This window comes from Sphingomonas sp. SP4 (genome assembly GCF_058313375.1).
In genome coordinates, this window is record NZ_JBZFLE010000001.1 from 1,744,294 (window position 1) to 1,759,115 (window position 14,822).

The window sequence follows — 14,822 nt, forward strand, 5'->3', positions numbered from 1 at the left end:
GCTTTCCGCGCGGAGAAGAAATCAATCGTAGAAGCAGGAGACTGGCTGCCTATCGGGCCAACCCGTTCCTCCAGTCCGCCTCTGCCTGGCGTTCGTCGGCCGTTGCGCCGGATTGCTCGGCGGCGACGGCGAAGTGGCGGAGCGCGACCAGTTGGGCGGGGCTGATCGGCTCGTCGAATTGCAGGCCGCAACGCTCCGCGACTGCCCAGATCACGGTGCCGAGGGTGTCGACGCCACCGCACTTGAGGATGGCGTCTTTCCCGACGGGCGGCAGGTCCGTTCCCTCTACGCACGCGCCGGTCTGGGAGATGTCCAGGAGGCAGGTTTGCTGGAGGCCGCTCAGCGCGTCAACCGTCGCAGGCAAAGCGATAATAGCGCGCGGGTTTGCGCGTCTCCCGCGACGTTCGGGATCATCAGGCCGCGTGGCCTGGCGACGATCCGGCTGAACAGCCATCCAAACTGGATAGAACGCGCAGCTTTACAACTGATAAAGAGCTTGCGCCCCGCGAATCGCTACTGCGTCAGGCGCTCGCGAATGAGCTTCGCCGCGCGATCGGATGCCGTCTTTGCCTGAATGAGCATGAACAGTGCGTCACGCACAAGCGGTTCGCTTTCATACCCGTCGATGGAGCGCGCCAGCATCTCGCTGAGGGCCTCCAGCTCGCTCAAGATATCGGCGAGAATTTCATGCGACATTGGCTGGTGATTCCGGTTGCTACGGAATCCGCCATTAGCTGCCTTGCGCCGGCGCAATTTGCACACGGCGCCACGGATTTATCGATCAACGCCAGTGCGCGCTCTAAGGTAAGTAAAAGGGGGCGGCGCGCTTGTCGGCGGCCGCCCCAATAGCGAGCTAGCGCGTCGCGGTATAGGTGACCTTAGAACCGTCTTCCTTGTTCTCGTAGACCGCGTGTGCGACGCCATTTGCGTCGACCGAGAAATTGAACACTCCGACAACCTTTCCGTCGCGCTTGTCGGTTTCCTCGAAGCTGTTGTCGCCAGTCTTCTTCACCGAAACCATCGTGCCGGCATTGTCGCCCTTGATCGGGACGTCGGGCCCGCCGAACTTCGCGTCGTAAGTTTGGCCTGTTCCGCTGCTGGAGTGCAGCGTGTCGCCTTCCACCTTGTACGTGAAGTTCAGCGCCGCTGCGTTGAAGTTCTCGAGCTTCGACGGTTTCCACTGACCTGAGATCGCATGCGCTCCCGCAGGCGCCGGGCCGACACGTGTTTCGACGAAGCTGCCGGTGGCCGTCTCGGTGCCCGAGGTGTCGGTGAACGAGTTGGTGAGCGTATTGCCGTCAGCGGAAACCGACATCTTCGTTTCGCCGACCTGCTTGCCGCCCTTCTTTGACGTCCGGACCACATTGTGATCGTCGACCACCTTCACCGCATATTCGTCGGCGTAGGGACGTTTCACCGGGTGGAATGCGCCGTCCGCCGGGACCGTGAGCGGCGGAACGCAGGACTTGCAGGAATATTGCCCCGCCTGGAGCAGCAATTCGTCCGGCTTCTGGTCGAACTGGACGCTGCTCGCGTCCGCCTTCCAGGTGCCGTCGATTCCGGTCCCCGCCGCAGCCGTCGCAGAGGCATTCTCTGCTGCAGCATTACCGGACTCATTCGCGCCAACAGTGTTCTGCTTACAGGCGCCAAGCGCAAGCAATGATGCGGCGGCCAGCGCCACCCCGATCGTCTTGTACATGAGCCACTCCCCGTTATGCGTCACGCCCGCCGAGATTGGCGGGTTCGTGAACCTGCGGCGCCGTCACGCACGCATACAACGTCACGGGAGTGACGGTGTCGTCAGTGAAGGGAGGTAAATCACTCGCAACAGCAGTTGGCAAGCGAATTGAATGAAAGTTTAACGGCTACTGTTTGTCTGCCGTGTAGGTGGTCACCGCGCCGTTCTGCTTGTTTTCGTCCTTGACCGTCATCTTGCCCTCCGGAGTCACGGTCATCGTCATGACCGCGATCACCTTGCCGCCGCGCTTGTCGGTTTCCTCGTAGACGTTGTCGGACAGCTTCTTCACTGCCGCGGTCGTCCCGCCGATGTCGCCCTTGATCGGCGTTTCGCTTCCGTCCAGCTTGGCGGAATAGCTGATGCCTGAAGCGGTGCTGACGTGCAGCGTGTCGCCTTCCTCATGGAAGGTCGCGATCAGCGCTTCCTCAGACATCTTTTCAATGCCGGCCTGCTTCCACGAGCCCGAGATCGCGTGCGCTCCAGCCGGCGGCGGCGCGACGCGCGTTTCGGTGTAGCTTCCTGTCACCGGCTTTCCACCCGGCGTGGAAGTGTCGATCCAGCTGAGGGTCAGCGTCTTTCCATCAGGCGAGACGCTGAATTTCACCGTGCTCGTGACATGGCCGTTCTTCTTTCCGACGCGCGTGACGTTGTTCGCGTCCTCGACCTTGACTGCGATTTCGTCGGCGTACGGCCGCCCAGTCACCTTGTGGAATGCGCCGTCGGCGGTAACCGTCAGCGGCGGCACGCAAGTCGTGCATTGGAATTGGCCGTCCTTGAGGATGAACTGGTCCGGCCTGCGGTCCACTTTCAATGTTGAGACATCGGTCTTCCACGTCCCGTCGATCGTCGCGCCGGCCGTCGCTGCAGCATTCGAACCAGTAGAGCTTCCGCGGTTGTCAGCAGGCATCGGCGCATCGCGGCAAGTGGACAGGGCAAGGAGCGATGCAGCGGCCAACGCCGCGGCCAGAACCGACTTGTTCAAAGAGCATCTCCCCGATGCACCGCCACTGCCCGCCACCATTAGCGGGTTCGTGGGGCGGCGGCCGTCACGCGGAAAAGCATCAGAAGTGACGGCATCGTCAAGCCGGGCAGCTAATCATCGTGACGCGTCCGTGACAATGGTCCTTCGATAAACGTCAGTTTGACGACTGCTGGACGCTAGATTTCGGCTTTCACCTGCGCATGGTTGAGCAAGGCGACGAATACGACGCCGCCGATGGAGTTGCCGACCAGGGCCGGAATGAGGAAGCCGACGAGATAATCGCTCCAGCTAATCGCGCCCTGCATCGCCGCAAAGGCCGTCTCGACCGAACCGGCAATGACGTGGCTGAAGTGCGCAACGCCAATCAGCCAGGTGACTGCGACGATTACCAGGAAGCGGGCCGATGCAGCGGCCGGCATCAACCAGACCATCAGTGCGATCAGCCAGCCGGCGAACACGCCTTTGATCAGAACGCCGAGCGTGCCCGGTTCCGCGGCTCGCACGCCCAATTCGGTGAATGATCGTACGAGATCCGGCTGAAACAGGTGTGGTATCGTCGCCGCTGCGGCGAACAGCAGGGTGCCGACGATATTGGCCGCGAAGACGATCGCCCAATATCGCGCGACGTCTGCAATTCCGTGGGTCTTGTGCAGCACCGGAAGCATCACGGTCAGCGTCGTTTCGGTAAACAGCTGCTGCCGTCCCATGGTAACGAACAGAAAGCCGGTGCTGTAGCCGAAGGCTGCTACCAGGTCCCGCCAAGGGGCGTCGGGAAGCCGCGCCTGCAGGATGCCTTCCCCGATCATCGAGCAGCCCATCGTGAGGCCCGCCGCCAGTCCCGACCAGCCGATCGATGAGTATGGTCGCTCGAGCTCCTCTGACCCTTCTAAGCGGATCGCCTCGTGAACGATCTTCGCGCTGGGGCTGGAGCGTTGGTCCGCCTCGCTAATCTCCCGGTTCGAAAGCGGTGACTCCCGTTTCTCTTTTTCTACGATCTGTTCTCGGTCCGCCATGCGGCGCCGAACGCGCTCGCCGCTGGCAGGGTCCAACGGCTGTGGCTACATCGGCATCATGTCCAGCTTCGCCATCCAGGATAATCCCGCCAAGCATCGCTTCGAAGCCGACCTAGGCGACGGAAGCATCGCATTTGCCGAATATCGCCTCGCTCCGGGCGAAATCGCATTCACGCACACCAAGGTCCCGCCACAACACGAGGGTCAGGGCGTCGGCTCTGCGTTGATCCGCTTTGCGCTAACGGCCGCGCGCGACCGCCACCTGAAGGTGGTCCCGCTCTGCCCCTTCTTCGCCGATTACATGAAACGCCATTCCGAAGAGCGCGGCCTCCTCGCTGCGGATTGGCAGGCGAAGCTCGGCATTTAAGGAACCCCTGCCCTCGCCACTCGCTGACTCGCGCGAGAGGGAACGAGAGTTATGTCGCACCAACAGATCTGGCGCCGCGTTCAGGCGCCCGAGAAATTCACACCGCCGAGCTTCAAGACGGTCTTCGGCGGCCTGGTCGCATTGCTGCTGATCGTGCTGTTCCTGCTCGCCCTCGCGGCGATCCGGATGACGGCTGTCAGCGGCTAGACGTTCAGCCCCGCGGGTCGTCCGTACCCAGGGTCCAGCTCGGCGGATCGCTCGCCGGGAAGGATTCCTCGTCCGCTTCATCGACCGGATCTTGGTCGTTCACTGCCTCCGGCTGGTCCATCGCAGTCTCATTTTGAGACGATTTCGAACGGCGCCAACGAAGCAGGGAATAGACCCCCGCTCCAGCACCTAGCGCAGCGATTAGAGGAGTGAACTTCCGGGCCATGACCAGCCCATAGCATCCATTTCCGGCGAAAGCTTCCGTGCGATGAACGGAACAGCCCTAAGGAACCCGACTCGGGTGCCGCGCATTTTCGCAGCAAAAGTCAATAGCAAATATTTAGGTGTAAAATGAAGCGTTTCGCCCTTGCGCTCGCGCTTGCGGGTTCGTGTACCCTTGGAAGTCTTACGGCAGCTTCGCCAGCTTTCGCTCTAGAAACATGGGAAGCCCAGATGGAGGCGAGCGACGCCGCCTCCCAGGCACGGATCGACATGCTTGAGGCATTCGGTCCGAAGATGTTGAAGCCAGGTCAATATGTCTGGCGCGATGTACCCGGCGCGATGGGCCCACAGCGCGTCGTCGTCAGCCTATCAGACCAGATGGCCTATCTCTATCGTGGTGACACGTTGATCGCGGCTTCCACGATCTCCAGCGGCAAGGACGAGAAGCCGACGCCGGTCGGCGTTTTCTCAATCCTCGACAAGCAGCCGATGTACCGGTCGAAGAAGTACGACAACGCGCCGATGCCGTGGATGCAGCGCATCGACAATTACGGCATCGCGCTTCACGCCGGCCACAACCCCGGGACGCCCGCAAGCCACGGCTGCGTAAGGCTGCCGTCGGCATTTGCGAAGAAACTCTATTCGGTGACCACCGTTGGCACGCCCGTTTACATCGGCGCGTAGTCTAGCCGTTCGGGCCGCGCCGCGTGATGGCGCGGCCCCTGTCTCGGCAAACCCTGAGCCGCGCATGGGTCTAAGTCCCGATTGGGAACAGCCCCTTGCACCCCAAATACCGTTTACCACATTGTTAAACGGTAATTTTGAACCCTGTGGTCAGTCTAGCGTTATCGCCGACAAGACACAGATTTTAAGGTTTCGACCGTGAAAAACTGGATTTTGGCCGGCGTCGCCTGCGTGGCGCTGACGGTTTCGTATGCGCCTGCTTCGGCGGCAGCAGCGACCACTCCGGAGCTTGCTCCTCCGGGCTCCACCTACGGCGGTGCTGCCGACCGCGCGATCAGCGCCTTTTACGCGTCCCGCGGCGGCGCGCCCTTGTGGCTGCGTGCGGGATCCAGCAACGCGGCGGCGAACACCTTGCTCGGCGTGCTTCAGCGCGCTTCGCTGGATGGCCTCCCCAACGGTCCGTCGCTCGCTCTGCAGGCGCAGTCGCTCATGGCCCGCGCCAGCATGGGCGACGCCCAGGCGCAGGCCGATGCCGACCGCATGCTCACGACCGCATGGGTGCTCTACGTTCAGGCGCTTCAGCGTCCGCCTGCCGGCATGACTTACGCCGACAAGTGGGTGAACCCGCGGCAGGACTCGCCTGCGACGATCCTGGCGCGGACCGCCGCTGCGAAGTCGCTCAATACGTACGTTCGTGAAGTATCGAGCGTGAACCCGGTCTATGCGCAGCTTCGTGAAGCGGCATGGTCGGACATGCAGGCTCGCGGAGGCGCAGTGGATCCACGCGTTCTGGCAAGCCTCGACCGAGTCCGCGACATGCCGTTCCAGAAGAAATACGTCATCGTCGATGCGGCCGGTGCACGGCTCTACATGATCGAGGACAACCAGATCGTCGATTCCATGAGGGTGATCGTGGGCAAGGCAGATCCGACCACCCAGACCCCGATGCTCGCCAGCACCATCTATTATGCGACGCTCAACCCCTATTGGCACGTGTCGCAGGAGATGATCCAGTCGACCATCGCCAAGAACGTGCTCAACATGGGCCAGAACTATCTCTCCAGCCGGGGCTATCAGGTCATGCCCGCCGAAGCTGGTGATGACACTTTACTCGATCCCGCATCGCTCGATTGGCATGCGATCGCCGACGGCAGCATGAAGGTGCGTGTGCGCCAGCTGCCGGGGCCGGCGAACTCGATGGGCAAGCTGAAGATCGGTTTCCCCAATGCCGACGACATCTACCTGCACGACACGCCAGTGAAGACCGCGTTCAACTCTGAAGATCGTGGGCTCAGCCATGGCTGCATTAGGCTCGAGGACGCCGAGCGTCTCGGGCGCTGGCTGCTCGGCCGCGACCCGCAGGCGGACGCGTCCGGTACGCCGGAGCAGCAGGCGCTGCTGCCGACGCCGACGCCGATCTACGTGACCTATCTCACCGCTCAGGTGCGTGACGGGCAGATCGCCTACGTCGACGATATCTACGGCCGCGATACGCCGAACCAGGTGGCGACCGCGAACTAAGCCTCGTCTGGTAGGCTCAAAGGCAGTTTGAGGTAACGGGTGCCGTTGGCTTCAGCCGGCGGCAACCGGCCTGCGCGAATGTTCACCTGAATGGCGAGGTAGAGGAGCTTCGGCACCTTGAGCGTAGCGTCGCGCGTCGTGCGCATTTGAACGTAGGCGTCCTCACCGACGCCTCCCCCGATGTGCACGTTGCGGTCGAGCTGCTCGCCGACCGTCGTCTCCCACGCGAAGACGTCGCGGCCCGGCGCCTTATAGTCATGGCACATGAAGAGCCGCGTCTCGCGCGGAAGGCCGAGAACCCGGCGCATGGACTGGAAGAGCCTCCGCGCGTCGCCACCCGGAAAGTCGCAGCGCGCGGTGCCATAGTCGGGCATGAACATCGTATCGCCCACGAAGGCGGCATCGCCGATCCTGTAGGTAACGCAGGCCGGCGTGTGGCCGGGGGTTGCGATGACCTCGATCTTAAGATTGCCGAGCTCGAGCTGGTCGCCGTCGGCGAGCAGGCGGTCAAAATCGCCGCCGTCCGGCTTCACGTCCTCCGCGTCGAGGTATGATGCGAAGGTGCTCTGAACCTGGCGGATCCCGGCGCCAACCGCGACCTTCGCGCCGATGCGGCCCTTCAGATAGTCCGCTGCCGATAGGTGATCCGCATGAGCATGAGTCTCGAGGATCCAGCCGACCGTATAACCCGCCTCGTCCGCGGCCTTGAGCATGTTGTCGGCTGCGTCGGTATCGATCTTGCCGGATGCAGGATCGAACCCCAGCACTGGGTCGATGATCGCCGCGACGCCCGTGGAAGGGTCGGCGACCAGATATGAAATGCTGTTGGTTGCTTCGTCGAAGAAGCCGCGGACCTCGGGCGATGCGAAGCTGAGCTCCTGCGTGCGCTGGTCCCCGGCCTGCGACGTCACTTAGGCCGCGCTAAACTCGGCGCTTGAACCGGCCAATCCGCCGTAGAGAGACGCACGGCTCGCGTGCAGCGAAGCCAGCTCTTCATGCCGGCGGCGGACGTCCGGATCGTTGGCCAGATCGGCCATGGTGCGGCAATGCTGCTCGCGCTCACGGTGATACAGGTGGTCGTCGTAACTCATAGGCCCCTGCCTTCTTAACAAGCGGCAGCTTGCCGGGCTGTCAGGGGCGCCATGCCTGCAAGGAATGGAAAGCGACCCCGCGCGGCTTATACCACCCGCGCGAGGCCGTTGACGAATCTAGCGGAAAACCGCCGATTCAATACAGATGGAGTAAACCTGAGTTAAATAAAGGCGGTCAGACCGCCACATCCTCCATCGTGCGAAGCGTCGGCTTGGGCACGCCGCTCGTCTTGAACTGCTCGGTCAGCTCCGCCTTGCGAGCGCTCAGCTGCTCGCCAAGCGCATCCATGTCGAGGCCGGCCTTCTTCGCCTGAGCGAACAGGCCCTCCATACGCTTCTCTTCTTCTTCGACGTGATGCTCGATCTCTTCCTGAAGGACCTTCACCTTCGCGTCGTAGAACTCGTCCTCCTTGGGGCCGCCGGCCATGATCTCGGCGATCAGGACCTTGGCGCCATCATGCTCGACATAGGATTCCTTCAGCAGGTCCTCGTCGACCTTTCCGTCGCAGGCCGGATAGAAAATCTCTTCCTCGATCTGTGCATGCACCGATAGTTCTAGGCAGATCTGCTCCGCGAGCGTCTGCTTGCGGCCGTCGCCGCTGGCCTTTTCGAACTTTTCAAACAGCTCTTCGACCGTGCGGTGGTCTTCCTTCAGAAGTGCGACCGCGTCCTGTGATTTAGCCATGGGGTGTACATCCTCCCGTTTGTTTGAAAGCGAAACAAACTGAAGGGCTTGGATGTTCCTGCGACATGCGTCACGAAACTGTAACAAAGGCATCAGGCTCGAGCGTGGACTGGAAAGGCCTCGGCTATCTCATCTCGATCGTGAGCGTGCTGTTCCTCGGCGCGATCGCGTGGCCGGAGCCAGGCAAGCCCTGGTGGCACCTTCCCGCCTTGCTGCTCGGCATGCTGCTGTCGATCGTCGGCATGGCCTGCCGCTACAAGGCGCACCTCGATCAGAAGCGCGAACTGGAACGGACGAAGGCGAAAGCCGAGCGCCGCAGTTAACGGCGGAGATGGGCCCTAAGCCGTGCCGGGACCTCGGCTGAATCGCCGCTGCCGCTCTCAAGCTCGGAGTCAGCCGAAGCGATTTCCCGCGTGTTGATCGGCACCTTAGTGTTGAGCTCAAGCCAGTCGCGGAACGGCAGTTTATAGATCTGGTCCATCACCTCGAACTCGAGGCCGCCCGGCTGCCACGTGTCGCTGTTCCACAGCGCGACGACGCCGCTCTTCTTCACGGGATCGAACAGGATGAAGGAGCGATAGCCCTTGATGCCGCCGCGATGGCCGATGATCCGGTGCCCGGCATAATCGTAGCTGCGCCAGCCGTATCCGTACCAGGCGGTGCCGATGCGCTCGAGGAACTTGCGCAGACGTCCGCGCTCCGTGGGCGTCACGACGTAAGGCGCATGGATCGTGCTGAGCAGCTTGCCGTCGAGCACGTCGGGCATTTCGCCCATCTGCGCTTCCATCCACAGCGCCATGTCCTTGATGTTGCTGTTGATGCCCGCTGCGCCCGGCACCTTGTAATAAGTGTCGACGATCGGCTCCGGCCGACGGCCGGCGCTGTGCGGCTTGGCCCAGCTCTGGTTCGACTGTAGCCCTGTCATCGACACGCTACCGCTGGACATGCCGATCGGGTTGAACAGCATGCGCTTGACCGCCTGCTCGTAAGACATGTTGGTCGCGCGGCTGACCATCTCGCTCGACGCGTCATACGCGATGTTCTGGTAGGACCAGCAGGTGCCCGGCTGGCAGGTGGCGCTCAGCTGCGACAGGCTGGCGCGCAGCATGCTGGGGTCCTGCCCTTCCTCCAGCTTGTTGTCATAGGCATTGCGGTAAAGCCCGAGCCGATGCGACAGCAGGTCGCCGACGGTGGCGCGATATTCGTTTCCGGCCGGGAGCTTCAGGTCAGGCGCGTAGTTAGCGACCGGCGCCTGCAGGTTGATCTTCCCCTGCTCCGAGAGCTTGGCGACCATCGTCGCGGCGACGCCCTTCGACGTCGAGGCCCAGCGGAAGACGGTCTCGGGAGTCACCGGATCGCCCGACCCGGCGAGCGTCTCGCCATAGCCCTGGAGGAAGGTAATGCGCCCGTTCTCGACGATGCCGACGGCCATTCCGACCATGGCGGGCTTGGTCATCAGTTGGCGCAGGCGAGCATCGATCAAACGATAGTCGATGTCGCGCCGTGATTCGGTCGAAAGCGACGCCAAAGTCAGGTGGGCCTTCGCAACCTTGGATGCCGAAGGGTTGCCCGCGGGCGCGTGCGGCCGCATGGCGAGCAACGACGCGCCCATGACGGCAATCAGGGCGCCCAGCCCGATCTTTTGCTTCATTTGCAAAACTTTGTACTCCCCACCCCACTCTTGCTGTGCCGGTTGGAAGGTACGTCCTCAACGCCACTTAAGCGCACTTGCGCCAAAACGACAGGCGCGCGGGACAAACGGTATTCTAGCGTTCAACGCACGGGTCGCTTAAAGGCGCCATATGCGATTTCTCTCGACCCTGTTCTGGGTCCTCCTGGCGGTGGTCGTGGCGCTATTTGCGACGCGGAACTGGAACGACGTCACGCTCAACCTCTGGGGCGACATCCAGGCGGATGTGAAAATTCCGATCCTAGTGCTGATCGTCTTCCTGCTCGGCTTCCTGCCCACCTGGCTGATCATGCGCGCGCGCGGCTGGTCGCACCGGCGCAAGATCGAGGCGCTAGAGCGTCGCCATGCCGAAACCTATGCCGAGCCGCCCCGGGCCGAAGAGACGGAGCCAGTAATATGACCCCGATCTTCGTCGCGATCGACACACCCGACATCCATCGCGCCGCGGCCATCGTCCGAGACGTCCGCGGGGTCGCGGGCGGCGTGAAGCTGGGTCTCGAATTCTTCTGCGCGAATGGTCACCAGGGCGTCCTTCGAATGGCGGAGCGCGAGCTTCCGATCTTCCTCGACCTCAAGCTCCACGACATTCCGAATACTGTCGCCAAGGCGGTCGAAGCGCTGGCCTCGCTTGAACCGGAGATACTGACCGTTCACGCCGCCGGCGGGCGCGAGATGCTCGCCGCGGCTAAGCGTGCCGCTCCGCCATCCACCAAGGTCGTCGCAGTGACCGTGCTGACAAGCCTCGACGGAGATGATCTCCGCTCAATCGGCGTCGACGGTTCGCCGTCCGAGCAGGTCGCTAGGCTGACGCAGCTTGCACAGGAATCCGGCGTCGACGGCATCGTGTGCTCCGGCGCCGAGGTCGCCGCGGCCAAAGCCGCATGGCCGGAGGGTTTCTTCGTCGTCCCGGGCGTTCGGCCCGAAGGCAGCGACGTCGCGGACCAGAAGCGGGTTGTCACCCCGCGCCAGGCACTTGACGACGGCGCGTCCGTTGTCGTCATCGGGCGGCCAATCACGGGCGCCCCCTGCCCATCACAGGCAATCAGAGACATTGCGGCGACCCTGTCGTCCGCCAAGGAAAAAGTGAGAATTTGAAATGAGTTGGCTCAGCCGAGTCCGCAGCGGCATTCCGTTCCTGCCCAAGCGCCAGACCGCCGAGAATCTGTGGCACAAGTGCAGCCGCTGCGGGACGATGGTGTTCGTCAAGGAATGGGAAGAGAATTACAGCGTCTGTCCGCGCTGCGACTTCCACGACCGCATCGGTGCCGAGAAGCGCTTCGAGCAAATATTCGACGCCGCGGAGTGGGAGCTGCTTCCGCCGCCCGAGGTCCGCGAGGATCCGCTGCGGTTCAAGGACACCAAGCGCTACACCGAGCGGATCAAGGCTGCCCGCGCCGCAACTGAAGAGCGCGACGCCTTGCTCAACGCGCGGGGCCGGATCGACGGGCACAAGGTCATCGTCGGCGTTCAGGACTTCGCATTCATGGGCGGATCGATGGGCATTGCGGTCGGCGCCGCATTCCTTGCCGGCGTCCGCGCCGCGATTGAGGAGCGCACGCCCTACATTCTCTTCACCGCCGCGGGTGGAGCGCGCATGCAGGAAGGCATCCTCTCGCTGATGCAGATGCCGCGTACGACCGTGGCGCTGGCGGAGCTGCGTGAAGCCGGGCTGCCCTACATCGTCGTCCTGACCGACCCGACAACGGGGGGCGTTACCGCCTCCTACGCCATGCTTGGCGACGTCCAGCTTGCCGAGCCCGGCGCGCTCATCGGTTTCGCCGGCCAGCGCGTGATCGAGCAGACCATCCGCGAAAAGCTGCCCGAAGGCTTCCAGCGCGCCGAATATCTGCTGGAGCACGGTATGATCGACATGGTCGTTCCGCGCGGTCAGCTGAAGGACCGGCTGGCGCTGCTCATCTCCTATCTCGCTCCGGAGACGAAAGCGGCGGCGTAATGGCCGACTTCGCGCGTTCGACGCACCCCGCGGTTCAGTCGCAGCTGGATCGCCTGTCGAAGCTGTCGCCGGCCGGCGACCGGCTCGGCCTCGACCGCATCGCCGAGCTCCTCGATCGTCTCGGCCGTCCGCAGGACAAATTGCCGCCGGTGCTCCACGTCGCAGGGACCAACGGCAAAGGCTCGACGGTCGCCTTCCTGCGCGCCGCGTTGGAGGCATCAGGCCATAAGGTCCATGCCTTCACGAGCCCGCACCTCGTCCGCTTCAACGAACGCATCCGCATCGCCGGTCGCCTGATCGATGATGAGCAACTCGCCGCGCTTCTCACCGAGACGCTCAACGTGAGCGAAGGCATCGAACCGAGCTTCTTCGAAGTCGCGACCGCCGTCGCCATCTTAGCGTTCTCGCGCACGCCCGCGGACGCTTGCATATTGGAGGTCGGTCTTGGTGGTAGACTCGATGCAACTAATGTCATCGAGCAACCTTTGCTTACTGGCATCGCTAACCTCGCGCTGGATCACCAGCAGTTCCTGGGCCATGGCCTCACCGACATTGCCGCCGAGAAAGCCGCGATCGCCAAGAGGGGGGTGCCGCTGGTGACCCAACTCTACCCGCCCGAAGTCGCTACGCGCGTCGGCGAGGTCGCGCATGAGCGCGGCGCGCAATGGCTCCCGCGCGGCGGTGTCTGGGACGCAATCTCGCGCCAGGGCAAGCTGCGTTACGAAGATGAGCGCGGCACGCTCGACCTGCCCCTGCCCCGCCTTCCCGGACGGCATCAGGCAATGAATGCTGCCCTCGCCGTCGCGATGCTGCGCCACCAGGACGCGCTGACCGTCCCGACGTCCGCGCTGAGCGCCGCCATGGGCTGGGCGGATTGGCCCGCTCGTCTCCAGCATCTCGCCCCCGGTCCCCTCGTCAGCGACCGCGACGTCTGGCTCGACGGCGGTCACAATCCGTCAGCGGCGCGCCAGGTCGCGTCATATGTGAAGCACCATTTCGGCGACAAACCGCTGCACATGATCTTCGCCAGCCTTGCCACGAAGGACCCGCCGAAGATGCTGGAACCGTTCGAGGGTCTGATCGAACGCGTCCACACCGTCCCCATCCGCACGCATGCAAGCTTCGCCCCGAACGAACTCGCCGACATGGCCGCCGAGCTAGGCTTTGCGGCCGAACCGCACGACGATTTCCAGCAAGCGCTCGCGGCCATCCCCGAGGAGGCACGCGTCCTAATCTTCGGTTCGCTCTATTTGGCGGGAGAGGTCCTCGCCGTGAACGATCAGGCGCCGGACTAAGCCGGCTTTTCCTCGTCCGGATGCTCGGCACGGACGTCCCCGCTGCCTGCCGTACCGGCGCTGCCGATCGACGCATCGACGAGACCCGTGCGCATCATGATCCAGAAGATGATGATGCCCGGCAGCGCGATGACCGTCGTCAGCAGGTAGAAGTTCACGTAGCCCATCGCATCGATCAGCGCGCCCGCCGTCGTCCCCGTGATGAGGCGCCCGACGATGCTCGCCGCCGCCGAAATCAACGCATATTGCGCCGCCGTGAAGCGCAGGTCGCAGAGCGCCGAGAAGTAAGCGACCACGCAGACGCCGCCGATGCCGCTCGCGATATTCTCGAAGCCGATCGCGCCGGCCATGCCGATATTGCTGTGCCCGCTGGCCGCGAGCAGCGCGAAGGCGAAGTTGGAAACGGCCATGAGAATGAGGCTGATCAGCACCGATCGCTTCAGGCCGAGCCTCGAATAGAGGATACCGCCGATGAAGATGCCGATCAGATAGGCCCAGAAGCCGACGCCGACGTCGTAGGCAGCAATCTCGTCGTTGCTGAACCCGAGATCGTCGAACAGCAGGCGGAACGTGAGGTTCGCCAGCGTGTCGCCGATCTTGTGCAGAAGGATGAAAGCCAGGACGAGAACGGCGCCCTTACGCTGGAAGAACTCCGCGAACGGCTGCCAAACCGCCGCGATCGTCCGGGCGATGCCCTTCTTCTCGGCTGGCGCGCGGTGCCGCTGCGGCTCGCCCATCACGAGAGCCGTCAGCATCGCGGGAAGCGCGAGCGCGGCGCAGGCGATGTATGCGGCGCTCCAGCCATGACGCGCCGCGACCACGAGCGCGATGGCGCCCGCTCCGGCTGACCCGATACGCCAGCCATATTGCGACATGCCCGAACCCACGCCGAGCTGGCGCGGCTCGAGAAGCTCGATGCGATAGGCGTCGATGACGATGTCGAAGGTAGCGCCCGCAATGCCCACAAGAATGGCGGCGGTCACGACGGTGCCAATCCCGGCGTCGGGGTTGGCGAGCGCCAGATTGACTACCGCGGCGATCACGAAGAGTCCGGCGACCAGCATCCAGGATACGCGCTGACCTAGGCGACCGAGGATCGGGATCCGCACGCCGTCCACGATCCAGGCCCACAGGAATTTGAAATTGTACGCGAGGAACACGAGCGTGAAGGCAGTGATCGTCGACTTGTCGATGCCGTCCTGCTTCAGGCGCGTCGTCAGCGTCGCGCCGATCATCGCGTAGGGGAAGCCCGACGACATTCCGAGGAACAGCGAGGCTAGCGGCGCGGCTTCGGTATAGGGCCTGACAGCCGCCGGCAGAGCATTCCGCCATCCGCCGCCTGATTGCTCTGCCGCAGTCGCCATAGGTGCAGT

General features: G+C 63.3%; 20 protein-coding genes. 9 read left to right on the forward strand and 11 right to left on the reverse strand.

All coding sequences use genetic code 11. From position 1 onward, the window contains the following. Nucleotides 1–49 precede the first annotated feature (49 nt). The 5 genes from AC4GYV_RS08980 to AC4GYV_RS09000 all read right to left on the reverse strand — a co-directional run bounded on the left by AC4GYV_RS08980 (nucleotide 50) and on the right by AC4GYV_RS09000 (nucleotide 3,733). Nucleotides 50–454, reverse strand: a complete 405-nt coding sequence (locus AC4GYV_RS08980) for a PilZ domain-containing protein (RefSeq protein WP_491100310.1) — start codon at nucleotides 452–454, stop codon at nucleotides 50–52. Nucleotides 455–513: 59 nt separating this feature from the next. Further along, a complete protein-coding gene (locus tag AC4GYV_RS08985; RefSeq protein WP_491100311.1) occupies nucleotides 514–696 on the reverse strand; it encodes a hypothetical protein in 183 nt (60 codons plus the stop codon). A gap of 157 nt (nucleotides 697–853) precedes the next feature. Continuing rightward, entirely contained in the window at nucleotides 854–1,699 is an 846-nt protein-coding gene (locus AC4GYV_RS08990; RefSeq protein ID WP_491100312.1) for a hypothetical protein, read from the reverse strand. 166 nt (nucleotides 1,700–1,865) lie between these two features. Then, nucleotides 1,866–2,720: a hypothetical protein gene (locus AC4GYV_RS08995; protein ID WP_491100313.1), complete on the reverse strand. Its 855-nt coding sequence runs from the start codon at nucleotides 2,718–2,720 to the stop codon at nucleotides 1,866–1,868. 176 nt (nucleotides 2,721–2,896) lie between these two features. Next, entirely contained in the window at nucleotides 2,897–3,733 is an 837-nt protein-coding gene (locus AC4GYV_RS09000; protein ID WP_491100314.1) for a formate/nitrite transporter family protein, read from the reverse strand. Between AC4GYV_RS09000 and AC4GYV_RS09005 the strand changes: the two genes are divergently transcribed. Both AC4GYV_RS09005 and AC4GYV_RS09010 read left to right on the forward strand, forming a co-directional pair. Further along, nucleotides 3,732–4,100 (forward strand): GNAT family N-acetyltransferase, encoded by a 369-nt coding sequence (locus tag AC4GYV_RS09005; protein WP_491100315.1) that lies wholly within the window; start codon nucleotides 3,732–3,734, stop codon nucleotides 4,098–4,100. The genes AC4GYV_RS09000 and AC4GYV_RS09005 overlap by 2 nt on opposite strands. A 51-nt stretch (nucleotides 4,101–4,151) precedes the next feature. After that, nucleotides 4,152–4,307: a hypothetical protein gene (locus tag AC4GYV_RS09010; RefSeq protein ID WP_491100316.1), complete on the forward strand. Its 156-nt coding sequence runs from the start codon at nucleotides 4,152–4,154 to the stop codon at nucleotides 4,305–4,307. Between the two features lie 4 nt (nucleotides 4,308–4,311). Here the strand turns inward: AC4GYV_RS09010 and AC4GYV_RS09015 are convergent, their stop codons facing one another. Continuing rightward, a complete protein-coding gene (locus AC4GYV_RS09015) occupies nucleotides 4,312–4,533 on the reverse strand; it encodes a hypothetical protein (protein WP_491100318.1) in 222 nt (73 codons plus the stop codon). 125 nt (nucleotides 4,534–4,658) lie between these two features. Between AC4GYV_RS09015 and AC4GYV_RS09020 the strand changes: the two genes are divergently transcribed. Beyond that, complete coding sequence (locus AC4GYV_RS09020) at nucleotides 4,659–5,213, forward strand: L,D-transpeptidase family protein (protein ID WP_491100319.1); 555 nt, start codon at nucleotides 4,659–4,661, stop codon at nucleotides 5,211–5,213. 198 nt (nucleotides 5,214–5,411) lie between these two features. Then, nucleotides 5,412–6,734 (forward strand): L,D-transpeptidase family protein, encoded by a 1,323-nt coding sequence (locus AC4GYV_RS09025; protein WP_491100320.1) that lies wholly within the window; start codon nucleotides 5,412–5,414, stop codon nucleotides 6,732–6,734. On the opposite strand, the gene AC4GYV_RS09030 is transcribed toward AC4GYV_RS09025, so the two are convergent. From AC4GYV_RS09030 to AC4GYV_RS09040, 3 genes are all read right to left on the reverse strand, one after another. Further along, entirely contained in the window at nucleotides 6,731–7,645 is a 915-nt protein-coding gene (locus AC4GYV_RS09030; RefSeq protein WP_491100321.1) for an MBL fold metallo-hydrolase, read from the reverse strand. The genes AC4GYV_RS09025 and AC4GYV_RS09030 overlap by 4 nt on opposite strands. Then, a complete protein-coding gene (locus AC4GYV_RS09035) occupies nucleotides 7,646–7,825 on the reverse strand; it encodes a hypothetical protein (RefSeq protein WP_491100322.1) in 180 nt (59 codons plus the stop codon). Between the two features lie 175 nt (nucleotides 7,826–8,000). Beyond that, entirely contained in the window at nucleotides 8,001–8,510 is a 510-nt protein-coding gene (locus tag AC4GYV_RS09040) for a hemerythrin domain-containing protein (RefSeq protein WP_491100323.1), read from the reverse strand. Nucleotides 8,511–8,614: 104 nt separating this feature from the next. Between AC4GYV_RS09040 and AC4GYV_RS09045 the strand changes: the two genes are divergently transcribed. Further along, nucleotides 8,615–8,833 carry a hypothetical protein gene (locus AC4GYV_RS09045; RefSeq protein ID WP_491100324.1) on the forward strand — a complete coding sequence of 73 codons (219 nt, stop codon included), beginning with the start codon at nucleotides 8,615–8,617 and terminating at the stop codon, nucleotides 8,831–8,833. Here AC4GYV_RS09045 and AC4GYV_RS09050 read toward each other — a convergent pair. Beyond that, nucleotides 8,830–10,161, reverse strand: a complete 1,332-nt coding sequence (locus tag AC4GYV_RS09050) for a serine hydrolase domain-containing protein (RefSeq protein WP_491100325.1) — start codon at nucleotides 10,159–10,161, stop codon at nucleotides 8,830–8,832. The two genes, AC4GYV_RS09045 and AC4GYV_RS09050, sit on opposite strands and share 4 nt — an antisense overlap. A 151-nt stretch (nucleotides 10,162–10,312) precedes the next feature. Between AC4GYV_RS09050 and AC4GYV_RS09055 the strand changes: the two genes are divergently transcribed. The 4 genes from AC4GYV_RS09055 to AC4GYV_RS09070 are packed head-to-tail and all read left to right on the forward strand — an operon-like array spanning nucleotide 10,313 to nucleotide 13,449. Further along, entirely contained in the window at nucleotides 10,313–10,600 is a 288-nt protein-coding gene (locus AC4GYV_RS09055; RefSeq protein ID WP_491100326.1) for a lipopolysaccharide assembly protein LapA domain-containing protein, read from the forward strand. Further along, nucleotides 10,597–11,295, forward strand: a complete 699-nt coding sequence (gene pyrF, locus AC4GYV_RS09060; RefSeq protein ID WP_491100327.1) for an orotidine-5'-phosphate decarboxylase — start codon at nucleotides 10,597–10,599, stop codon at nucleotides 11,293–11,295. Before AC4GYV_RS09055 ends, pyrF begins: the two co-directional genes overlap by 4 nt. A gap of 1 nt (nucleotide 11,296) precedes the next feature. Next, nucleotides 11,297–12,154 carry an acetyl-CoA carboxylase, carboxyltransferase subunit beta gene (gene accD / locus AC4GYV_RS09065; protein ID WP_491100328.1) on the forward strand — a complete coding sequence of 286 codons (858 nt, stop codon included), beginning with the start codon at nucleotides 11,297–11,299 and terminating at the stop codon, nucleotides 12,152–12,154. Continuing rightward, nucleotides 12,154–13,449, forward strand: coding sequence for a bifunctional folylpolyglutamate synthase/dihydrofolate synthase (locus AC4GYV_RS09070; protein ID WP_491100329.1), 1,296 nt, complete (start codon nucleotides 12,154–12,156; stop codon nucleotides 13,447–13,449). The genes accD and AC4GYV_RS09070 overlap by 1 nt, the downstream gene beginning before the upstream one ends. On the opposite strand, the gene AC4GYV_RS09075 is transcribed toward AC4GYV_RS09070, so the two are convergent. Then, nucleotides 13,446–14,813, reverse strand: a complete 1,368-nt coding sequence (locus AC4GYV_RS09075) for an AmpG family muropeptide MFS transporter (protein ID WP_491100330.1) — start codon at nucleotides 14,811–14,813, stop codon at nucleotides 13,446–13,448. The two genes, AC4GYV_RS09070 and AC4GYV_RS09075, sit on opposite strands and share 4 nt — an antisense overlap. Nucleotides 14,814–14,822 lie beyond the last annotated feature (9 nt).

Coding starts and splice junctions, on each gene's coding strand:
- AC4GYV_RS08980 (WP_491100310.1), bottom strand. CDS start 454: ATGGCTGTTCAGCCGGATCGTCGCCAGGCCACGCGGCCTGATGATCCC.
- AC4GYV_RS08985 (WP_491100311.1), bottom strand. CDS start 696: ATGTCGCATGAAATTCTCGCCGATATCTTGAGCGAGCTGGAGGCCCTC.
- AC4GYV_RS08990 (WP_491100312.1), bottom strand. CDS start 1,699: ATGTACAAGACGATCGGGGTGGCGCTGGCCGCCGCATCATTGCTTGCG.
- AC4GYV_RS09005 (WP_491100315.1), top strand. CDS start 3,732: ATGCGGCGCCGAACGCGCTCGCCGCTGGCAGGGTCCAACGGCTGTGGC.
- AC4GYV_RS09000 (WP_491100314.1), bottom strand. CDS start 3,733: ATGGCGGACCGAGAACAGATCGTAGAAAAAGAGAAACGGGAGTCACCG.
- AC4GYV_RS09010 (WP_491100316.1), top strand. CDS start 4,152: ATGTCGCACCAACAGATCTGGCGCCGCGTTCAGGCGCCCGAGAAATTC.
- AC4GYV_RS09015 (WP_491100318.1), bottom strand. CDS start 4,533: ATGGCCCGGAAGTTCACTCCTCTAATCGCTGCGCTAGGTGCTGGAGCG.
- AC4GYV_RS09020 (WP_491100319.1), top strand. CDS start 4,659: ATGAAGCGTTTCGCCCTTGCGCTCGCGCTTGCGGGTTCGTGTACCCTT.
- AC4GYV_RS09035 (WP_491100322.1), bottom strand. CDS start 7,825: ATGAGTTACGACGACCACCTGTATCACCGTGAGCGCGAGCAGCATTGC.
- AC4GYV_RS09040 (WP_491100323.1), bottom strand. CDS start 8,510: ATGGCTAAATCACAGGACGCGGTCGCACTTCTGAAGGAAGACCACCGC.
- AC4GYV_RS09050 (WP_491100325.1), bottom strand. CDS start 10,161: ATGAAGCAAAAGATCGGGCTGGGCGCCCTGATTGCCGTCATGGGCGCG.
- AC4GYV_RS09055 (WP_491100326.1), top strand. CDS start 10,313: ATGCGATTTCTCTCGACCCTGTTCTGGGTCCTCCTGGCGGTGGTCGTG.
- pyrF (WP_491100327.1), top strand. CDS start 10,597: ATGACCCCGATCTTCGTCGCGATCGACACACCCGACATCCATCGCGCC.
- accD (WP_491100328.1), top strand. CDS start 11,297: ATGAGTTGGCTCAGCCGAGTCCGCAGCGGCATTCCGTTCCTGCCCAAG.
- AC4GYV_RS09070 (WP_491100329.1), top strand. CDS start 12,154: ATGGCCGACTTCGCGCGTTCGACGCACCCCGCGGTTCAGTCGCAGCTG.
- AC4GYV_RS09075 (WP_491100330.1), bottom strand. CDS start 14,813: ATGGCGACTGCGGCAGAGCAATCAGGCGGCGGATGGCGGAATGCTCTG.